A 16,465-nucleotide genomic window follows, 5' to 3' on the forward strand; every position below is an offset into this window, starting at 1 on the left:
CTAAGCTATGACAAAAAAAGATTATTATGAAACGCTTGCTGTTCCAAGAACAGCAAGTAAGGAAGAAATTAAAAAAGCATATAAAAAATTAGCTAAGCAGTATCATCCAGATTTGAATAAAACTGATCCGCACGCAGCTGAAAAATTTAAAGAAATTAACGAAGCAGCTTCAGTATTAGGCGATGACAAGAAGCGGGCAACCTATGACAAATACGGTTCTGCTGAACCAAGCTTTGGTGGTTTTGAACAAGGCGGTTTTGATGTCAATGATTTTGCAAGCTTTTCCGATCAATTTGATTTTGGTGATATCTTCGATACTTTTTTTGGCGGTGGTGGAAGAGGCCGTCATCGTGAACAAAGAGGCATGGATTTAGAATATAATCTTGACATTACCCTTGAAGAATCTGCGCAAGGCACTAAAAAAATACTTATTATTCCTAAATTAGATACTTGCGAAAAATGTCATGGCAAAGGAGCATCTGATGCTTCTGAAGTAATTACTTGTAAAACCTGTCAGGGAACAGGAGTTTTTAGGCGCCAGCAGCGAACACCATTTGGAATATTTCAAACAACATCTACTTGTCAACACTGTCATGGCGAAGGCCGCACTATTAAAAATCCTTGTCGCCACTGTGATGGTTCAGGCCGTGAGAAAAAGAATAAAAAAATAGAAATTGATATTCCTCGCGGTATTGAAGCTGGTTCAAGATTAAGAGTTAGGGGTGAGGGTGAAGCTGGAGAACGAGGATCCCATCCGGGAGATTTATATGTTGTTATTAATGTTCTTGAACATGCAATCTTTCAAAGAGATAGGAATAATCTATATTTGGAAGTTCCCATTAGTTTTACGCAAGCTAGTTTAGGAGCTGAAATTGAAGTGCCTACCTTAGAAGGAAGTGTCAACATGACCATTCCTCCTGGAACCCAAACACATACTTTATTTAGGTTAAAAGGAAAAGGGCTTCATAGTATCCAAGGATACGGCGTTGGTGATGAATTAGTGCGTGTTATCATTGAAACACCTAAAAAATTGAGCAAAAAACAGCGGGAATTATTGGAGAAATTTCAGGAAGACCTTCAAGAAAATCCTCAGAAATCATTGTTTGATAAATTAAAAAAAGTGTGGGAATAATAACATTTATTCCCATACTTTTTTTAATTTATAACACAATTATCAATCAACCTTGTTTTTCCAACAAAAACAGCGAGCATAATAACGTCTCCTGATGAAACAGTATTAACTGATTCAAGTGTTTTTGCATTAACAATCTCAATATAATCAATCGTTGTATTCTTTTCTTTAAGAATATTTGTTCTCATCTCTTTTTTTATCAGGTGAGGATTTCTTTCTCCCCCAGTAATTAATTGTTTTGCTTTTAACAATGAAGTATATAATGACAATGCACTTTCCCTTTCTTCTTTATTCAGATAAACATTGCGAGAACTCATCGCAAGCCCATCTTTTTCCCGAACAATGGTATGAACAACAATTTCAACAGGAAATTTTAAATCATGGATCATCTGTTTGATAATCACTGTTTGTTGAAAATCTTTTTGTCCAAAATAAGCTTTTGTTGGATAAATAATCTCAAATAATCTTTTTACGATAGTCACAACGCCTTGGAAATGCCCTGGTCTTGTTTTTCCACAGAGTTTATCAAACAAAGGAGTATGGTAATCAATAACGTTTAAACCATGTGGATATATCTCTTTGTCAGAAGGATAAAAGATTACCTCAACACCACTGCCTAATGCCAATGCCTCATCACGAAGAAAATCTCGAGGATATCTCTCAAAATCTTCTCCTTGAACAAATTGGGTAGGATTAACATAAATACTCATAACGATGATATCATTTTCTTTTTTTGCCTGGTGAACTAAGCTAAGATGCCCAGGATGTAAATATCCCATAGTTGGAACAAAACCTATTGTTTTCTTCTCGAAGAGGGCTTTTTTAACAAATTCTTTCATTTCTTTAATTGTTTTAAAAATATGCATCTTTTTCACATACTAATTTTATTGGTAGGAGTGTTCTTGATCAGGAAATTTTCCCGAAACAACATCAGATCGGTAGGATGATATAGCCTCTCTTATCATTGGAGCAAGTCTAGCATATTGTTTAACAAATTTTGGTTTAAATGCTTCAAACAATCCTAATAAATCATGGATGACAAGTACTTGCCCATCGCAATAAGCTCCAGCGCCAATGCCAATAGTTGGAATGGTAAGTTGTGAAGTGATTTGTTGTGCTAGACCCACAGGAATACATTCTAAAACAATTGAGAAGCACCCAGCATCTTCAAGAAGCTGAGCTTCTTGTAATAATCTTTGTTTTGATTCAGCATCTTTTCCTTGTAGTTTAAATGAGGTAATAGTTTGCGGTGTTAAACCAATATGCCCCATGACTTCTATGCCATTATTTTTCAATGCTTTGACGATCCCTGGTTTGTTTCCTTCAATCTTAACAACATCAGCGCCTGCGCTAATAAGTTTTCTAGCATTAAAAAGCGCAGAGTCAGGAGTTTCATACGTTAAATAAGGCATATCTCCAACTATCAAAGCAGTTTTTACAGCCCGAGCAACAGTCTTGGTGTGATAGATCATATCTTCAATAGTTACCTGCCGCGTGTTTGTATGACCTTGGACAACCATTCCTAAGGAATCGCCAACAAGAATTATGTCAATGCCAGCTTCATCTTCAATTTTTGCTGTTAGAAAATCATACGCAGTAAGCATAGTGATTTTACTTTTCTTTTGTTTAAATGCAATAATATCCGCAGCTGTTATTTTTTTGTGGTTAGGCATCATTGTTCTGCTCCAATGTTTTAATCAAAGTAACTAACGCAGTATTCAAAGGTGCCTGAAGATGATGTTTTTTAGCAAGCTCAACAAATTTTCCATTAATATAATCAATCTCTGTTTTTTTCCCTCGTTCAATATCCTGGAGCATTGAAGATTTATTATTTGATGTTTCTTGTATGTTAGTTTTAAAGTCTAATAGGAAATCTTCTTTAAATACAACTCCCTCTTTTTCTGCAATACACTTACATTCACTGATCAGTTTATTGATCAGATTTTCGTATCTTTTTTCTGCAAGAACACACGTATAACAATTAAAAATACTTGTCAGTGGATTAATCATTGCGTTCATAATTGCTTTTTTGAATTCACGTTCCTTAAAATTCTGGTACGTTTTTAAGTTTAAACCAGTATTCTCAAACATTTGATGGAATTGTTGATCATGGGAAGTTTTTTCAAGTTCTGTAAAACTACCGCCTGTATATACTATTTTTCCTGGCTCAAGAAAAATACATCCTAAATAAGAAATTCCCCTTATAACAGTGCAATAATCGCCAATTTCTTTAAGAACAAGTTCTTTAATTTCTAATCCATTGGATAAACAAACTAAAATAGTATCTTTTCTTAGTGTAGGTTTAATACTTTTTAAGGTAGGAATAATATCATAACATTTAACCATAAGAAAAATAATAGTCTGAGGAGATAGTGACGTTATTTTTTCTTGCACGGCAAGAGCAAAAGACTCATTGACCCTGCCTTGGATCTGAAGTTTGTTGTTCTTAATAACTGCAATATGTTTTTTATTTCCTACTAAAACTACCTTATTATCTTTATTCTTGCTAAGCAATGCTCCATACACACTTCCTAAGGCACCTGCACCAAGGATAATGATGTTATTAATGTTCTTCATCGGAATAAAAGGAAAGAGAGAAGGTTTTTAAATATAGTTATATTCTGCTACTAAATGCCACATTTAGCAAAAAAAGCAGCTCAAGTGATAGTATCACCGATTAGAAAGATTGTTGAAGAAATTGAAAAAGCAGGTGATGATACGTCAATTATCTCATTTGGTGGTGGTGCATCGAATATAGCTCCACCTCAAGAGGTTCTTGATTATTTGAAAAACCAGTTGGATAGAAATCCTCAACAAGCTACCGCGTATGGTTCAACAAAAGGTCATTACAAAACAAGAAAAATAATTACTAATTATATACTAAAAAATGAAGGAATTAATGTTAATCCATCTACTGAAATTATGATAACAACTGGCTCCACAGAAGCAATATTTCTTGCATTTCTTGCTCTTATTGAACAGGGTGATGAAGTGATTCTTGCAGATCCCACATATTGTTATGCTGAACCATTAGGATTATTAGGTGGAATAATTAAAACAATTCCTGTTGTGTTGGAGGATGGTTTTCAAATTAACATTAGTGGTGTTAAAAAAAATTTAACAAAAAAGACAAAGTTATTGTTATTATTAAGTCCGGATAATCCAACAGGAAGAGTAGCGTCTAGAGAAATAGTGCAAGAATTAGTGCTTCTAGCAGAAAAACATGATTTTTGGTTGTTGAGTGACGAAACTTATAAGGATATTATTTATGATAAAACACATTATGCTCCGAGAGTTTTTGGAGGCAAAAATCATGTTATCACGTGCTGTTCATTTTCAAAAACAGCCTGTATTCCAGGGTTAAGGATAGGTTATATGTATGGTCCTGAAAATTTTATTCAAGTAGCAGCAGCTTTGCGTCAATACACTACCATGTTCCCGAGCAAACCTGCGCAATTAATAGTGGAGAAGTTCTTAGAAAATAATAGTGCTATCAAACATAGTTTTGTTATGAATAACATTCTTCCTGAATACAAAAGACGGCGTCAGATAATGGATACCTGTTTGAAAAAATATCTTCCTCAAGCTAAATATATCGTTCCTGAAGGTGCATTTTATTTTTTCGTTAATATTTCTTCTTATCTCAATAAGAAGAAAGTCACCTCTGTTAAAGAATTCTCAGAAAAGTTATTACTTGAAGAAAAGTTAGTTACTATTCCTGGATCATTTTTTGGTAAACAAGGTGAAAATTATCTCCGTTTAACTTTTGCAGCAGAAACAGAATCAAGAATTAAAGAAGGATTTGAAAGATTCTCGAAGTTTGTTGAAGAATAAAAACAGAATTGGGCAAAAAATTATTTACGTTTTAATAGAATTTTGTCTAATTCTTTAATAAGCCATTTTCTCCAGTGACGTTCAAGTTGTGTTCTTATCAGTTTAATTAAAAACTTCTCGTCTTTAGTTAATTTTAATTTTTCAAGTTGTTTAACTTTAGAAAGAATTTCATAATCTTGATCAACCGACATTACATATTTCTTTTTCTCTGTTAGTGTTAATGAGATTTTATTCATTGATCAACACCTTTTACAATATTCTAGAACTTCTTTAATTACTTCTTCACGGCTAGCTTCAATGAAATTAATTGATCCAGCTACTCTATGTCCACCTCCATCAACTTGTGCTTCAGGAAATTTCTTTTGAAGCAATGCTATAATCTGATTTACATCAAAATTTTTGATTTCTGTTGAGCATCTAAAGCTAATGCCTGTTTTTGTATAGCCGCAAGTAATAACTGGTTTTTTATGTTTTGTTTTCAACCAATCATGAAGCATTCCTGTTGTTTTTCCACGTGGTGGAAAACCAGTAGTGTTTTTCACTTTATCTATGTCTATCTCTGCAATGATTTTATCTTTTTGTTCATGAACTTTATGGTATTTGATATTGCTTTCTAATTGAAGCTTTTTCTTTTGATTGAGTTGCTTTCGAAATATATGTAATAAAGGAAGATTGCGTTCGCTTTTAGGATTAAGAATATCAGTAACAATTTCCCTGCTTTCAGCATTGCTTACTAAAAATCCAAGATAATCAAGGCATTCAGCAGTATTGTAAATATGTTCTTTGGAAATTATTTGTTCAGCAAGTTTCAGGTATTGTTTAAACTCATCACTTTCAACGCGGTCAGCTACGCCGCCAACAGCTGCTATAAACGCTAAATCGTAGGCATGAGGATTAACTAAATGGGCTAATTCACTGCATAACATGCCGGTGCAGTAATCATAAGTAGAACCAACTTTGTGGGGATTAATATGACTTCCAGTAAGTGTATCAATTTCAGGCGATGGAGGATGATGGTCAACAACAAGGACTGTCGCGCCATAAAGTTTCACTAGTTTAATCCCATCAATATCCTGTTGGCAACTGCCATTATCGCAAATGATAATGACCGGGGCTTTGGCATGTCCTCGGACATCAGTGAACGTGCTAATATCGCGAAGCGCGTCTTCTTGACTATAAAAAGGAGCTTTACAAGGAAGCCGTCTGAAATAATAAAATGCATCTCTTTCCCGAGTATGTTTTTTATTAACTAAAGGTAAAATTGCTCGTTCAAGGGCAACGCCTCCTGTATACCCATCACTATCAAGATGATGTCGAACAATAATTGGTGTTCGAGATTCAATAGCATCAATAATAATGTCTGCAGCTTTTTTCATCTCTGGTAAAAGCTGGTCTAATATGTTGCTTGATATCATTGTTTTCATGCTTTCACGTTATTTCATAATTTTAACTTTAGTTTCAATTTCTTGTTTTATTGCCATCGCCACTCACTATGGCCCCAAGCTACAAGGAGATCAACACCTATTTTACTTAGTTCTAAGGGGAAATCACATGCTCCATAATTGCTTCCTTCCCAAATCAAAAGTTCTGCAGATGTTGCAGCATGGATTGCATCTTGTATCTCTTCAGCGCGAGGTTTTAAACCATCAGGTAGTTGAATGCAGACAGTTTTTGCCTGAGTTTCCTTTATCTTTTCAATAACTCGATTAAGCTCTAAATCATAGGTTTGCATAATATAATAAATGATTATTTGTTTAAAAAGTTAACCCAACAACTGTCCTGAAATAGCCAAAGAAGAATCCTGCATATACCAGGTCATAAAAAAAGCAACGCCGAAGAATATCACAACGATTACCCCTATAAGAAAAAAGCTAAACAAACTATGGCTGTAATTGTCTTCATATTCGTATCCAAACATTACTTTTCTTGGGAAATATTTGTTTATATATTTTACCTTAGTTCTCGTATCCAAAGAAGTCCAATTTTAATCATTGCTTTGTTAAATTTGTCACTAATTCTGTAAGTTTTCTTGTAAAGATCATAATCAATCAAACCCATGCCTTTCATAGGTGTTAAAATCCGATCATAAAATTGCCGTTTATTATAACTAAGCTTTACTTGCTTGCCTTTATACTGGGGTAAATCAAGTTGTGTTACTAATTGCCCATCATGTAATGCCATGGCAAAAGCACTCATCTCAGATTTAGTGATTTCTCCGCCTTTCATTTTCATATCATTGATAAGAAGCTTGCCAACTATTCTTTGTTGATCTGTTGCAAAAATGATCTCATAAACATCTTCTGGAAGATTAAATATGTCAAACAACATTACCATAACTATATACCCCCTTGAGCCATATAAAGCATACAGCTATATAAATATTGTTATTAGTATACTGGGGTTGTGCATATATGCACAACCCTCTCTTTTATATAAAATATATATCCTCAAAGATATAAATCTTTATAAAGCAGGGTATGAAGAAAATGACAGTTTATTACGTTTATTCAGGGGGTGTAAGTACTTTAACCTTTAGGTATACCTATCATGACCAAAAAAATACGTTTAACGCCTAAATTAACTGAAGAAATCCTTACTGAAGTAGTAGGGCAGGACACGCTTCCATTAATTGAATTTCTAAAAAATCGAAAGAATATATCTGAATTTATTATAGCTGAAAAGACTAAAATTGAGATTCATCAAGTGAGAAATATTCTCTATCGTATGCATAGTCAAAACCTCGCAACTTATAGGAGAAAAAAAGACTCTAAAAAAGGTTATTATATCAGTTATTGGACTTATAATGCTAAACGGATAAAAGACCTTGTTTTGGCGTTACATCAACAAAAATTAGATCGTTTAATGGTTCGTTTGGAACGAGAGGAAAAGAATAAAGGATGTTTCTTCTTATGTGCTAATGCTTGTGCGAGGTTAGATTTCGAGCAAAGCTCAGAATTAAGCTTTAAGTGTCCTGAATGCGGTTCATTATTAAATCAGCAAGATAACTCTCGAACAATAGATCACATTAAACAGCAAATAAAGGAATTAGAAGCTTTGATGTAATGATATTTCTTATGGATTTGGCGTTTTGAGGTACTTTGTAACTAACAAGTAACAACAGTTCCGAAACATTTATATATAAGCACTTCCAGTAAAAGCATAGGTGGTTACTATGGAAGAAAAACTAGGAAAGGAAGGTAAAGAGTTGGAAGTTACTGTAGATAATACGCCTAGTCATAATAAAGAGCATTCTTCTGGTGTTGCTGTTAATAATCAAGTAGTAGTTGAATATGAAGACCCTCTTACTGAGGATTATAAAATAGAACGAAGCAATAATATTGAATCTAAAACATTCCTTGTACAAGAAGTATGGGCAAAAAAAGACATTGAACATAATATAAGATTACATTAATTTTGCTTTAATTTTTTCTTGATAAGATTCTTTTTCCTTGTCATCTACGTATTCATCCACTGGCCAGGTAAATTTAATTTCATCATGGTTATAACGCGGAATAATATGGAAATGAACATGAGGCACTATTTGGCCTGCCGCTTTATGGTTATTCATTAATACATTGTAACCGTCAGGATCAAGAGCAAGCTGTATTGCATGCGCAATTTTCTTAACTCTGATTACTAATTCTTGCGCTAGCTTATCAGGAAGCTTATCAAGCACTTCGACATGTTGTTTGGGAACTACTAAGGTATGCCCTTTATTGCCTGGTGCAATATCAAGAAAACCAATAAAATGCTCATCATCATATACTATTTGCGTTTTAATTTTACCAGTTACTATATTACAAAAAACACAGTCTGCCATTACTATCATCTCCTTATTGCTTGGAGTTGCCCTTTGTTTTTATGTTTTGTTGTTTTTACGTTTTTCCTCTTTCAAACGCTTTTCTTCTGCTTTAGTTTTTTTCCAATGTGCTTTGATTTCTTCGAGAGATCCAAAGGTAGCATTGCCAAAAACATGAGGATGGCGGCGTACAATTTTCTCTTCAACTTGTTTGATTACGTCCTTATACGAGAACAAACTTTGTTGTTTTGCCAAGGTGCAGATATGAGTAATATTCAATAATAAATCTCCTAATTCTTCTCGTAATTCATCATAATCCTTTTTATCAATTGCTTCAGCTATCTCTTCTGCTTCTTCAAGAATATACTTTTTCATGGATTCAATGGTTTGTTCTTTATCCCAGAGACAACCCTCGTGGTCATGCAAACCATGCAGTTGCTCTACTTTTTTGACAAAAGATTCAAAGGATTCTTTCATGAAGGAGTAAAACTCTTATGAGTTATAAAAAGTTATTGAAACTGCGGTTCTGTCTCAAATCTCGGGACAGAACCGCAGTTTCAATAACTTTAAATATAAACTATTATTGAGCATTTAAATTAAGTTTAAGTACAAATGAGGTGGGTAGGGCATGGCTAAGAAAAAACAACACGTAGATGTTCCAGCAGAGGTTCGAAGTATTCAAGATAATATTCAAGATAATGTTCAACAAAGTGAAAAAACAGGTTCTCAAATAGATGTACAATTAATAGTTAAAGTATTAGCAGGCTTGTTCTTATTAATTATCATTATCTCTGGTTTTAAAGGGATGTCTGGTGGAATAACAAGTGGTGTAAGCGATGATGGTTATTTCAAAGGTGCAAAAGATGCTAAAATAACGATGATTGAGTGGAGTGATTTTCAATGTCCATTTTGCGGTAAATTTTACACAGATACATTATCTCAAATTCAAAAGGATTACATAGATACTGGCAAAGTTAAGCTCGTTTTCAAGCATTTCCCTTTAAGCTTCCATGAAAATGCGCAGAAAGCAGCAGAATCAGCAGAATGCGCAGGAGAGCAGAATAAAGAGAAATTCTGGGCAATGCATGATAAAATGTTTGAAAATCAGGAAGCATTAACGGTTGTGGATCTTAAAAAATATGCAAAAGAGCTTGGATTAAAAGAAGATAAGTTCAATGATTGTTTAGGTACTAGTAAATATGCGCAGAAAGTTGCTGATGATATGCAGCAAGGTCAAAAAGCAGGAATTTCAGGGACACCAGGGTTTACTATTAATGGTGTATTAATTTCAGGCGCTCAACCCTATGAGAATTTTAAAAAAGTATTTGAGCAGATACTTTCAGGTGAAACACCGGCAGGAGATGAGCCTGAACCGTCAGCTGATAGTCAATTAGCAGATTCATCAAAAGATCCAGAGATTCTGTTAACCATTGTTAATGATAAGAATTGCAAAGCTTGTGTCACGACAGGTGTTTCTAATATTAATCAGCAGGCATTTAAAACAGTAAAAGAAACACTTGTTGATATAAGCAGCAAAGAAGGGAAAGAATTAATGAAAAAATATGATATTAAGGCATTGCCTTTTTACATCTATGACAACAAGATAAAAGAAGCAGCTAATTTTGATAAAATTCAGCAGGCTCTTGTTGAAAAAGACGGGAGTTATTACATCAATCCTGAAGCAGGGGTTGCAGTAAAACTTTTAGAAGTGCCTAAAATGACTTTAGATCATGTAAAAGGTAAAGCAGATGCTAAAATAACAATGATAGAATGGAGTGATTTTCAATGCCCATTCTGCGGAAAATTTTATAGTGAAACACTGCCTGAACTGCAAAAACAGTTTATAGATACTGGCCAGGTAAAATTAGTTTACAAGCATTTCCCTTTAAGTTTCCATGAAAATGCGCAAAAAGCAGCAGAAGCATCAGAATGCGCAAGTGAGCAGAATAAAGAGAAATTCTGGGCAATGCATGATAAAATATTTGAGAATCAAGGTGCATTAACTTTAGTCGATCTTAAAAAATATGCAGCTGACTTGAAGTTGGACAGCAAAAAATTTGATGAATGCCTTGACACCGGTAAATATGCAGACAGAGTTAAAGCTGACATGGAAGTAGGCGCAAAAGTAGGTGTCTCAGGAACACCAGGGTTCCTTATCAATGGGATTATAATCAGCGGAGCCCAACCATTAGCAGCATTTGAAGAGCTGTTTAAAGCTGAACTCCAAGAGTAAAGGTACGTAATAAGTCTTCCTTTAGTTTTAGCGCCGGTTCAGCTTTTGAAGTGTGTTTCAATTGGATTTTTCTCTATGGAACTCCGAAAAATCCCCGATGTTGACTAAGAAGAGCTTCACAAAAGTAGGCGCTAAAACCCAAGACTTATTACGTACCTCAAAGAGTAAAGCTTAAATTCTCTTTTCTTTTTCTTTATTATCATTATGCAATCTCCAGTCTATTATCCAAAAGAAGATTCGTATCTTCTCCAAAAACATATTCAGGAATATGCGGAAAAAGCGCATAACGTATTGGATGTAGGTACAGGAACAGGAATATTAGCAATTGAAGCAGCAAAATATGCTCAAAAGGTAGTTGCCGTAGATATTAATCCTCAAGCTCTTGCTATTGCAAAGGCAAATATGTATAAAGAGAATAAAGGCAAATTAACTCATTTGGTTTTCAAGTACGCTGATATCTTTTCTGAAATCAAAGAAAAATTTGATCTCATCATATGCAATCCTCCGTATTTGCCTGCAGATCCAAACTATCCGGACATTGCTTTAGATGGCGGGAAAAAAGGATATGAATTTATTGAAAAATTCCTTAACAAAGTGAATGATGTTCTTACAAAAGATGGAAAAGTATTATTATTATTCAGTTCATTAACAAAAAAAGATAAAGTAGAGGAATTTATAAAAAAAAATCTTCTTACCTTTGAAAAGATTGACCAGGAAAAGTTTTCTTTTGAATTGCTGTATGTTTATGAGCTTCAAAAGACAGCATTAAGAAAAAAATTAGAATCTTTGAACATTAAGGACATTGCGTATTTTACCAAAGGACGCCGCGGAATTTTATTTAAAGGAATTTTGAACAAAAAACAGATAGTAGTCAAAGCAACCAATGAAACATCAAAAGCGTTTAATAGAATAGCAAATGAAGCAACGATATTGAGAAAATTAGAACAATATAATATCGCTCCAAAAATAGTCTGCGCTGAAGAGAATTTTTTAGTATATGAATTTATTGAAGGAACTTTAATTTTAAATTTTATCGAAAAAGCAATTAAAAGCGAAATTATAACTGTCATCAAAACATTATTTGAAATGATGTATCTTTTAGACACGCTTAATATTACTAAAGAAGAAATGCATCATCCTATTAAGCATATTATTATAACAACAGGTAATGATGTTAAATTGCTTGATTTTGAACGCGCTCATAGGACAGATCATCCTAAAAATGTAACTCAATTCTGCCAGTTTTTAATTAATACAGGCACAAACAATCTGCTTAAAGAAAAGGAGATTGTTATTGATAAAAAGAAAATAATTAACGCAAGTAAAATGTATCGGAAGAGAATGGATCGAAATTCATTTGGTGCGATTCTTGATTTGTTGAATGTGAACTAGTTATAACTTCTCCTCATTTATTTTTTTAGCTTTCTTCCATAGTTTCTCAAAATATTCTCTTAATACAATTAATAATGCTTTATTTTTGCTGAGTAAATTTATTCTTTCCTCTTTCATTCTATAATCCTCTAATCCTAAGATAAACTCATCATTATCTTTAATCAGAAAGTTGATTAAATCAGGAGAATTCAAGCTGCGAATATCAGCGCCTGCTTTTAAAAACTGTTTTATAACATTCTTATTTTCTTTTGTAATCTTTTTTACGATTACTTGTATTTTTACGCCACGTTCAAGAGTTCTATAAATACTTGTATTGCTTGAGAATGTTCCAATAAAAAGCGGAGCAACTTGAATTAACTGCTTTTTTGCCTTGTTCCGCAATGAAATTAATGCATGAATATGCTGTTCTCTTCCAGCGAATGTATAAACAGAAGGTGTATTTTTTTCTAGTTGAAATTGTTTAGTGTTAACGTCAAGTTGTTCTATTTCATTAATTTTTTTGTCAATATTCAGTTTTTTTGATTCTAAATAGTTATAGAGCGTACTCTTAATATCTTCAATAGCATATTTCTTAGGATTTGTGGGGATAATGCTAATAAATCCTTTGTCAACAAGATCATTAAGAACTGAATATATTCTTCCTTTCGGTACTTTTGTTTTTTTATAAATAAGATAAGCATTTGCATGGTCAATGCTTGTGAGAAAGAGTATTATTTCTTTTTCATAACTATTCAAGTCTAATTGGTTAATGAACTGTGCCGTATCCATAATAAACTTTTAAAAGTTGTTTCACCTATTTAAATATTTCTTAATGCAGCTATTTGATATAATGGATAACTATTTTACCTTACATGAACTTATAGCTCAAATTGATGGGCCCAATGGAACTATTTGTCAAAAACTCCTTGATGAAAATCTTCCTTTGTTTAGTTCTGCTCGAGGTTCAAGCCATAATCATCAGGCATGGAGAGGCGGATACTTAGATCATATTGCAGAAGTAATGAATATTGGTGTTGTTCTTTATGATCAATTAAATCGGTGTAGGAGATTGCCTTTTTCATTATCCGATGCGCTCCTTATTCTTTATCTTCATGATTTAGAAAAACCGTGGAAACATATAGAATGCGAAGATGGAACAGTAATGAGAAATCCTCAATTACTTGATAAAGAAAGTCAGATATGGCCATTTGTTGAGAAGAAGATACGAGAATACGGATTTCTCATTACAGCAGATCATTGGACAGCGCTTAAGTATGTAGAGGGTGAAAAGAAGGATTATTCATCTCAGAGAAGGGTGCAAACTCCTTTAGCAGCATTTGCTCATATTTGTGATACATGGAGCGCGCGCGGCTGGTTTGATTATCCATTAAAAAATGGTGATTCTTGGCAAGGTGCTAAGAGAAGTTTGTAAAAAAAGGAAGATTGATAAAATAGACAATATTCCATAGTTATGGTAAGGTTGAAACAATGGATGTAATTATTTTAGGTGGAATGAGTAAAAAATCAAACCAACAATGGGTTGAATATTTAACAGCAGCATTGCAATCTTCTTTTCCTAACGCAGCGTACCATACTATAAGATATGACCATTGGAACACTAGTGATCAGGATTTTGATCGAGACAAAGAAGAAAATAAATTAGAAGAAGAAATTGCACAAATAACAGGAGATTATGTGGTTGTTGCAAAATCAGTTGGTTCTATAATTACACTTGATGCAGCTGTATCCGGAAGAATACAGCCAAAATTCTCTGTTTTAATGGGCTTTCCTTTATATGATTCTTTTGATGTTAACAAAAATGTTCAAGAAAAATATGCGCAATTGTTGCAGGGATATCAAGTTCCTTCTTTAATTATACAAAATCCAGATGAAAGATATATACATCCTCAACCATTAAGAGATCTTTTGGCAGTTCTTGGAGTGAGAAATACAACTGTTGTAGAAGGATATGGTGGAAAAGAACATAGTTATAATATTGATTGTGTAAGAGCAGTATTTCTTAAGGAAATTAGGAGACTTTAATACTAATCAAACCAGCTCCAAACATTAACAAAAAACCCTGCAGTGCCAGTTTTGATCTTGGTGCTCCAGTCAATAGATTCATAAACTATTTTTTCATTATCTAATGCTTCTTCAATCGCACTGACAATCTTTTCACTTTCTTTTATTTCCTGCAAAGTTTTAAGATCAGAATAGATTATTAATGAAGGCTCATCAAACGTGCCTTTTTCAAAGGAAATAATTTGATCATCCTTAGTTTCAAGCTTTAATTTAGTTAACCCATCATTATTATCATCTAATACAATATTGACCTTTTCATTATCAATAATGGTTTTGATAAATGAAGGAATTTTATCAAGATTTTCGTTATAAGTCGCTTTTGTTTTTGCAAGATTTTCATCTTGAATAAAATAAGAAACATCATTCTCAAATACAACATAACCCGTTGGATTTGGACCAAACTTAATAGTTAACACCATAACTGCTATTACTAACACCGCAACAAAACTAATATCTCGAACTAATCCCATAGAAACATTGACTAGGTATAGGTGTATTTAAAGATTTTCATTTACGTGCGTTATTGAAAAGCTCGGATGTTGCCATCAATATTGCGAAGCTTATCACTTAAAAATATTGAGTACTTTTCGAGGTTCCAGAGAGAAAAGTACCATCTATGAACTACGCCAAAGCTGAGCCGATGGCAACCTTTGCTTTGCAAAGAGAGCTTTTCAATAACGCTCATTACGTATAGCATAGGTCTTTAACCATTGAGGGTCAACATTTCCTAAATCTTTACAAGTATATTGGTGATCTAAATCCATGCAAATCATGTTTCCATACCTTTGAGGTGTTGTAAATCCAGTTCTAACTTCAGGTGATAATAGAGGACTATAAAATGAAGTTTCAGGAGTAAGTATCGATATCAGTAAAGCGAGTGTCATTCCTGCAGTATATGCTAATGGTTGCAGAGATGTTTTGTGTCTGGGAACAAAGTCCCTCTTGTCAGGATTTTCTAGTCTTAAGCAAGATTTTATTAATTGATCAGTGAAAAACCCTACTCTTGTTTTATCAACTGCACGTCTTTCTTCAAGTGCTAAGATATATTCTGCTACAGCGTCATTAGCTGGTGTTCTAAAACCATACTCCTGTGCTTTTCTCGATAGCTCGCAGTTTAATGCTTCAATTTCAGTTCTTCTTCCAGCATTTAAGTCTTGACATAAAGAAGATTTATGATTACCAAGTTGCGGCGAAGTCGTTACTAAATAATTAAAATAAGATTTTGGTGTTGGTAATCCGTCTATAACAATACCTTCTCTCTCGATAATTTGATACGCTTCTTTAATAATACTCTTGAGTAAATGTCGCTCTTGCCATGAAGTCAAAGAACTATTAGGTTTATTCAAAATACCGCTTAAAGCATTGTAGGCAAGATTAAAAACATACTTTTTCCATTGTTGTCCTGCAAAATTAGGATCTGTTCTTGCAGGGAAATCTACTTCAGTGCATATTTTAACAATCGCTTCTAACGTAGTATCTTGAACATTCCCTCCAAAAATGACTTTATCACCAACAAAAGTAATTTCAGTAGTTCTCATGCCTTGTTTTTGAAAACCAATAGGTATCACTGATTCAACAAGGGGATTTGTTTTAAAATATCTTCTTAATAACTCAGAATTGGTTACACCATTTTGTAAGCTGACGATCGGGATGGTATCGCCTACATGATCCACTAAGTTGTTTATTGTGGTTGCCGTATCACCATATTTTGTAGCAATAAAAATAACATCATAATCTGCAGGTTTGAATTCTGATGCTGCAGAAATGCGTAAATTATTATGATCTCCAAGTTTTCCAGAAATATCTATTCCCTCTTTGTTTATTGCGCTTGCTTGGGTATCAGTTCTGCATAAAAGCGAAACGTCATTGCCTTGAGAGAGAAAACCAGCAATAGCTAAACCAACTGCTCCGCCTCCAACAACTAAAATATGATGATAGTGTTTTTGTTTCATGTTAAAAAATATAAAAACGTGCTTACGTTATTCACCACTTTTAATTAAAATAAGAAGAATAA

At 33.6% G+C, this 16,465-nt stretch carries 21 protein-coding genes; 8 read left to right on the forward strand and 13 right to left on the reverse strand.

Annotated elements, in window-relative coordinates; translation table 11 throughout:
• The first annotated feature begins 7 nt into the window (after nt 1-7).
• A complete protein-coding gene (gene dnaJ / locus HYY69_05615) occupies nt 8-1,132 on the forward strand; it encodes a molecular chaperone DnaJ (protein MBI3032928.1) in 1,125 nt (374 codons plus the stop codon).
• A gap of 23 nt (nt 1,133-1,155) precedes the next feature.
• On the opposite strand, the gene HYY69_05620 is transcribed toward dnaJ, so the two are convergent.
• The 3 genes from HYY69_05620 to HYY69_05630 are packed head-to-tail and all read right to left on the reverse strand — an operon-like array spanning nt 1,156 to nt 3,709.
• The gene (locus HYY69_05620; protein MBI3032929.1) at nt 1,156-1,998 is read right to left on the reverse strand and encodes a pantoate--beta-alanine ligase; all 843 of its coding nucleotides are present in this window, start codon (nt 1,996-1,998) and stop codon (nt 1,156-1,158) included.
• Between the two features lie 18 nt (nt 1,999-2,016).
• Nucleotides 2,017-2,805, reverse strand: coding sequence for a 3-methyl-2-oxobutanoate hydroxymethyltransferase (panB, locus tag HYY69_05625; GenBank protein ID MBI3032930.1), 789 nt, complete (start codon nt 2,803-2,805; stop codon nt 2,017-2,019).
• Nucleotides 2,798-3,709: a 2-dehydropantoate 2-reductase gene (locus HYY69_05630; GenBank protein MBI3032931.1), complete on the reverse strand. Its 912-nt coding sequence runs from the start codon at nt 3,707-3,709 to the stop codon at nt 2,798-2,800. The genes panB and HYY69_05630 overlap by 8 nt, the downstream gene beginning before the upstream one ends.
• 54 nt (nt 3,710-3,763) lie before the next feature.
• Between HYY69_05630 and HYY69_05635 the strand changes: the two genes are divergently transcribed.
• Nucleotides 3,764-4,966, forward strand: coding sequence for a pyridoxal phosphate-dependent aminotransferase (locus tag HYY69_05635; GenBank protein ID MBI3032932.1), 1,203 nt, complete (start codon nt 3,764-3,766; stop codon nt 4,964-4,966).
• Nucleotides 4,967-4,986: 20 nt separating this feature from the next.
• On the opposite strand, the gene HYY69_05640 is transcribed toward HYY69_05635, so the two are convergent.
• The 5 genes from HYY69_05640 to HYY69_05660 are packed head-to-tail and all read right to left on the reverse strand — an operon-like array spanning nt 4,987 to nt 7,300.
• The gene (locus tag HYY69_05640; protein ID MBI3032933.1) at nt 4,987-5,202 is read right to left on the reverse strand and encodes a hypothetical protein; all 216 of its coding nucleotides are present in this window, start codon (nt 5,200-5,202) and stop codon (nt 4,987-4,989) included.
• A gap of 3 nt (nt 5,203-5,205) precedes the next feature.
• A complete protein-coding gene (locus HYY69_05645; protein ID MBI3032934.1) occupies nt 5,206-6,390 on the reverse strand; it encodes a hypothetical protein in 1,185 nt (394 codons plus the stop codon).
• 47 nt (nt 6,391-6,437) lie between these two features.
• On the reverse strand, nt 6,438-6,698 hold the full coding sequence (locus HYY69_05650; protein ID MBI3032935.1) for a diphthamide synthesis protein: 261 nt from the start codon (nt 6,696-6,698) through the stop codon (nt 6,438-6,440).
• 30 nt (nt 6,699-6,728) lie between these two features.
• Nucleotides 6,729-6,884, reverse strand: a complete 156-nt coding sequence (locus tag HYY69_05655; protein ID MBI3032936.1) for a hypothetical protein — start codon at nt 6,882-6,884, stop codon at nt 6,729-6,731.
• 32 nt (nt 6,885-6,916) lie between these two features.
• On the reverse strand, nt 6,917-7,300 hold the full coding sequence (locus HYY69_05660) for a hypothetical protein (protein ID MBI3032937.1): 384 nt from the start codon (nt 7,298-7,300) through the stop codon (nt 6,917-6,919).
• A 213-nt stretch (nt 7,301-7,513) separates the two neighbouring features.
• On the opposite strand from HYY69_05660, the gene HYY69_05665 reads away from it, so the two are divergent.
• Together HYY69_05665 and HYY69_05670 are read left to right on the forward strand one after the other, a co-directional pair.
• A complete protein-coding gene (locus tag HYY69_05665; protein MBI3032938.1) occupies nt 7,514-8,029 on the forward strand; it encodes a hypothetical protein in 516 nt (171 codons plus the stop codon).
• 109 nt (nt 8,030-8,138) lie between these two features.
• The gene (locus HYY69_05670) at nt 8,139-8,378 is read left to right on the forward strand and encodes a hypothetical protein (GenBank protein ID MBI3032939.1); all 240 of its coding nucleotides are present in this window, start codon (nt 8,139-8,141) and stop codon (nt 8,376-8,378) included.
• Here HYY69_05670 and HYY69_05675 read toward each other — a convergent pair.
• Nucleotides 8,370-8,786: an HIT family protein gene (locus HYY69_05675; protein MBI3032940.1), complete on the reverse strand. Its 417-nt coding sequence runs from the start codon at nt 8,784-8,786 to the stop codon at nt 8,370-8,372. The two genes, HYY69_05670 and HYY69_05675, sit on opposite strands and share 9 nt — an antisense overlap.
• A 39-nt stretch (nt 8,787-8,825) precedes the next feature.
• Nucleotides 8,826-9,242 (reverse strand): nucleotide pyrophosphohydrolase, encoded by a 417-nt coding sequence (locus HYY69_05680; protein ID MBI3032941.1) that lies wholly within the window; start codon nt 9,240-9,242, stop codon nt 8,826-8,828.
• A 151-nt stretch (nt 9,243-9,393) separates the two neighbouring features.
• Between HYY69_05680 and HYY69_05685 the strand changes: the two genes are divergently transcribed.
• Both HYY69_05685 and HYY69_05690 read left to right on the forward strand, forming a co-directional pair.
• Complete coding sequence (locus HYY69_05685) at nt 9,394-10,998, forward strand: DsbA family protein (GenBank protein ID MBI3032942.1); 1,605 nt, start codon at nt 9,394-9,396, stop codon at nt 10,996-10,998.
• 204 nt (nt 10,999-11,202) lie between these two features.
• Nucleotides 11,203-12,390, forward strand: a complete 1,188-nt coding sequence (locus tag HYY69_05690; protein MBI3032943.1) for a methyltransferase — start codon at nt 11,203-11,205, stop codon at nt 12,388-12,390.
• On the opposite strand, the gene HYY69_05695 is transcribed toward HYY69_05690, so the two are convergent.
• Nucleotides 12,391-13,158 carry a hypothetical protein gene (locus tag HYY69_05695; protein ID MBI3032944.1) on the reverse strand — a complete coding sequence of 256 codons (768 nt, stop codon included), beginning with the start codon at nt 13,156-13,158 and terminating at the stop codon, nt 12,391-12,393.
• Nucleotides 13,159-13,201: 43 nt separating this feature from the next.
• Here HYY69_05695 and HYY69_05700 point away from each other — a divergent pair, with 43 nt between their 5' ends.
• Together HYY69_05700 and HYY69_05705 are read left to right on the forward strand one after the other, a co-directional pair.
• Nucleotides 13,202-13,801: a hypothetical protein gene (locus HYY69_05700; protein ID MBI3032945.1), complete on the forward strand. Its 600-nt coding sequence runs from the start codon at nt 13,202-13,204 to the stop codon at nt 13,799-13,801.
• 56 nt (nt 13,802-13,857) lie between these two features.
• A complete protein-coding gene (locus tag HYY69_05705; GenBank protein ID MBI3032946.1) occupies nt 13,858-14,412 on the forward strand; it encodes a hypothetical protein in 555 nt (184 codons plus the stop codon).
• Nucleotides 14,413-14,414: 2 nt separating this feature from the next.
• On the opposite strand, the gene HYY69_05710 is transcribed toward HYY69_05705, so the two are convergent.
• Together HYY69_05710 and HYY69_05715 are read right to left on the reverse strand one after the other, a co-directional pair.
• On the reverse strand, nt 14,415-14,921 hold the full coding sequence (locus HYY69_05710) for a hypothetical protein (protein ID MBI3032947.1): 507 nt from the start codon (nt 14,919-14,921) through the stop codon (nt 14,415-14,417).
• A 201-nt stretch (nt 14,922-15,122) separates the two neighbouring features.
• Nucleotides 15,123-16,403 (reverse strand): ketopantoate reductase family protein, encoded by a 1,281-nt coding sequence (locus tag HYY69_05715; protein ID MBI3032948.1) that lies wholly within the window; start codon nt 16,401-16,403, stop codon nt 15,123-15,125.
• Nucleotides 16,404-16,465 lie beyond the last annotated feature (62 nt).

This window comes from Candidatus Woesearchaeota archaeon (assembly GCA_016192995.1).
Classification (GTDB): Archaea; Nanobdellota; Nanobdellia; order Woesearchaeales; family DSVV01; genus JACPTB01.

Excerpts from the sequence above, each read along its gene's own strand:
- HYY69_05685 (MBI3032942.1), top strand. The coding sequence starts at position 9,394 with ATGGCTAAGAAAAAACAACACGTAGATGTTCCAGCAGAGGTTCGAAGT.
- dnaJ (MBI3032928.1), top strand. The coding sequence starts at position 8 with ATGACAAAAAAAGATTATTATGAAACGCTTGCTGTTCCAAGAACAGCA.
- HYY69_05700 (MBI3032945.1), top strand. The coding sequence starts at position 13,202 with ATGCAGCTATTTGATATAATGGATAACTATTTTACCTTACATGAACTT.
- HYY69_05645 (MBI3032934.1), bottom strand. The coding sequence starts at position 6,390 with ATGAAAACAATGATATCAAGCAACATATTAGACCAGCTTTTACCAGAG.
- HYY69_05630 (MBI3032931.1), bottom strand. The coding sequence starts at position 3,709 with ATGAAGAACATTAATAACATCATTATCCTTGGTGCAGGTGCCTTAGGA.
- HYY69_05690 (MBI3032943.1), top strand. The coding sequence starts at position 11,203 with ATGCAATCTCCAGTCTATTATCCAAAAGAAGATTCGTATCTTCTCCAA.
- HYY69_05635 (MBI3032932.1), top strand. The coding sequence starts at position 3,764 with ATGCCACATTTAGCAAAAAAAGCAGCTCAAGTGATAGTATCACCGATT.
- HYY69_05680 (MBI3032941.1), bottom strand. The coding sequence starts at position 9,242 with ATGAAAGAATCCTTTGAATCTTTTGTCAAAAAAGTAGAGCAACTGCAT.
- HYY69_05660 (MBI3032937.1), bottom strand. The coding sequence starts at position 7,300 with ATGGTAATGTTGTTTGACATATTTAATCTTCCAGAAGATGTTTATGAG.
- HYY69_05715 (MBI3032948.1), bottom strand. The coding sequence starts at position 16,403 with ATGAAACAAAAACACTATCATCATATTTTAGTTGTTGGAGGCGGAGCA.
- HYY69_05640 (MBI3032933.1), bottom strand. The coding sequence starts at position 5,202 with ATGAATAAAATCTCATTAACACTAACAGAGAAAAAGAAATATGTAATG.
- HYY69_05705 (MBI3032946.1), top strand. The coding sequence starts at position 13,858 with ATGGATGTAATTATTTTAGGTGGAATGAGTAAAAAATCAAACCAACAA.
- HYY69_05665 (MBI3032938.1), top strand. The coding sequence starts at position 7,514 with ATGACCAAAAAAATACGTTTAACGCCTAAATTAACTGAAGAAATCCTT.
- HYY69_05620 (MBI3032929.1), bottom strand. The coding sequence starts at position 1,998 with ATGCATATTTTTAAAACAATTAAAGAAATGAAAGAATTTGTTAAAAAA.
- HYY69_05670 (MBI3032939.1), top strand. The coding sequence starts at position 8,139 with ATGGAAGAAAAACTAGGAAAGGAAGGTAAAGAGTTGGAAGTTACTGTA.
- HYY69_05695 (MBI3032944.1), bottom strand. The coding sequence starts at position 13,158 with ATGGATACGGCACAGTTCATTAACCAATTAGACTTGAATAGTTATGAA.
- HYY69_05675 (MBI3032940.1), bottom strand. The coding sequence starts at position 8,786 with ATGGCAGACTGTGTTTTTTGTAATATAGTAACTGGTAAAATTAAAACG.
- HYY69_05650 (MBI3032935.1), bottom strand. The coding sequence starts at position 6,698 with ATGCAAACCTATGATTTAGAGCTTAATCGAGTTATTGAAAAGATAAAG.
- HYY69_05655 (MBI3032936.1), bottom strand. The coding sequence starts at position 6,884 with ATGTTTGGATACGAATATGAAGACAATTACAGCCATAGTTTGTTTAGC.
- panB (MBI3032930.1), bottom strand. The coding sequence starts at position 2,805 with ATGCCTAACCACAAAAAAATAACAGCTGCGGATATTATTGCATTTAAA.
- HYY69_05710 (MBI3032947.1), bottom strand. The coding sequence starts at position 14,921 with ATGGGATTAGTTCGAGATATTAGTTTTGTTGCGGTGTTAGTAATAGCA.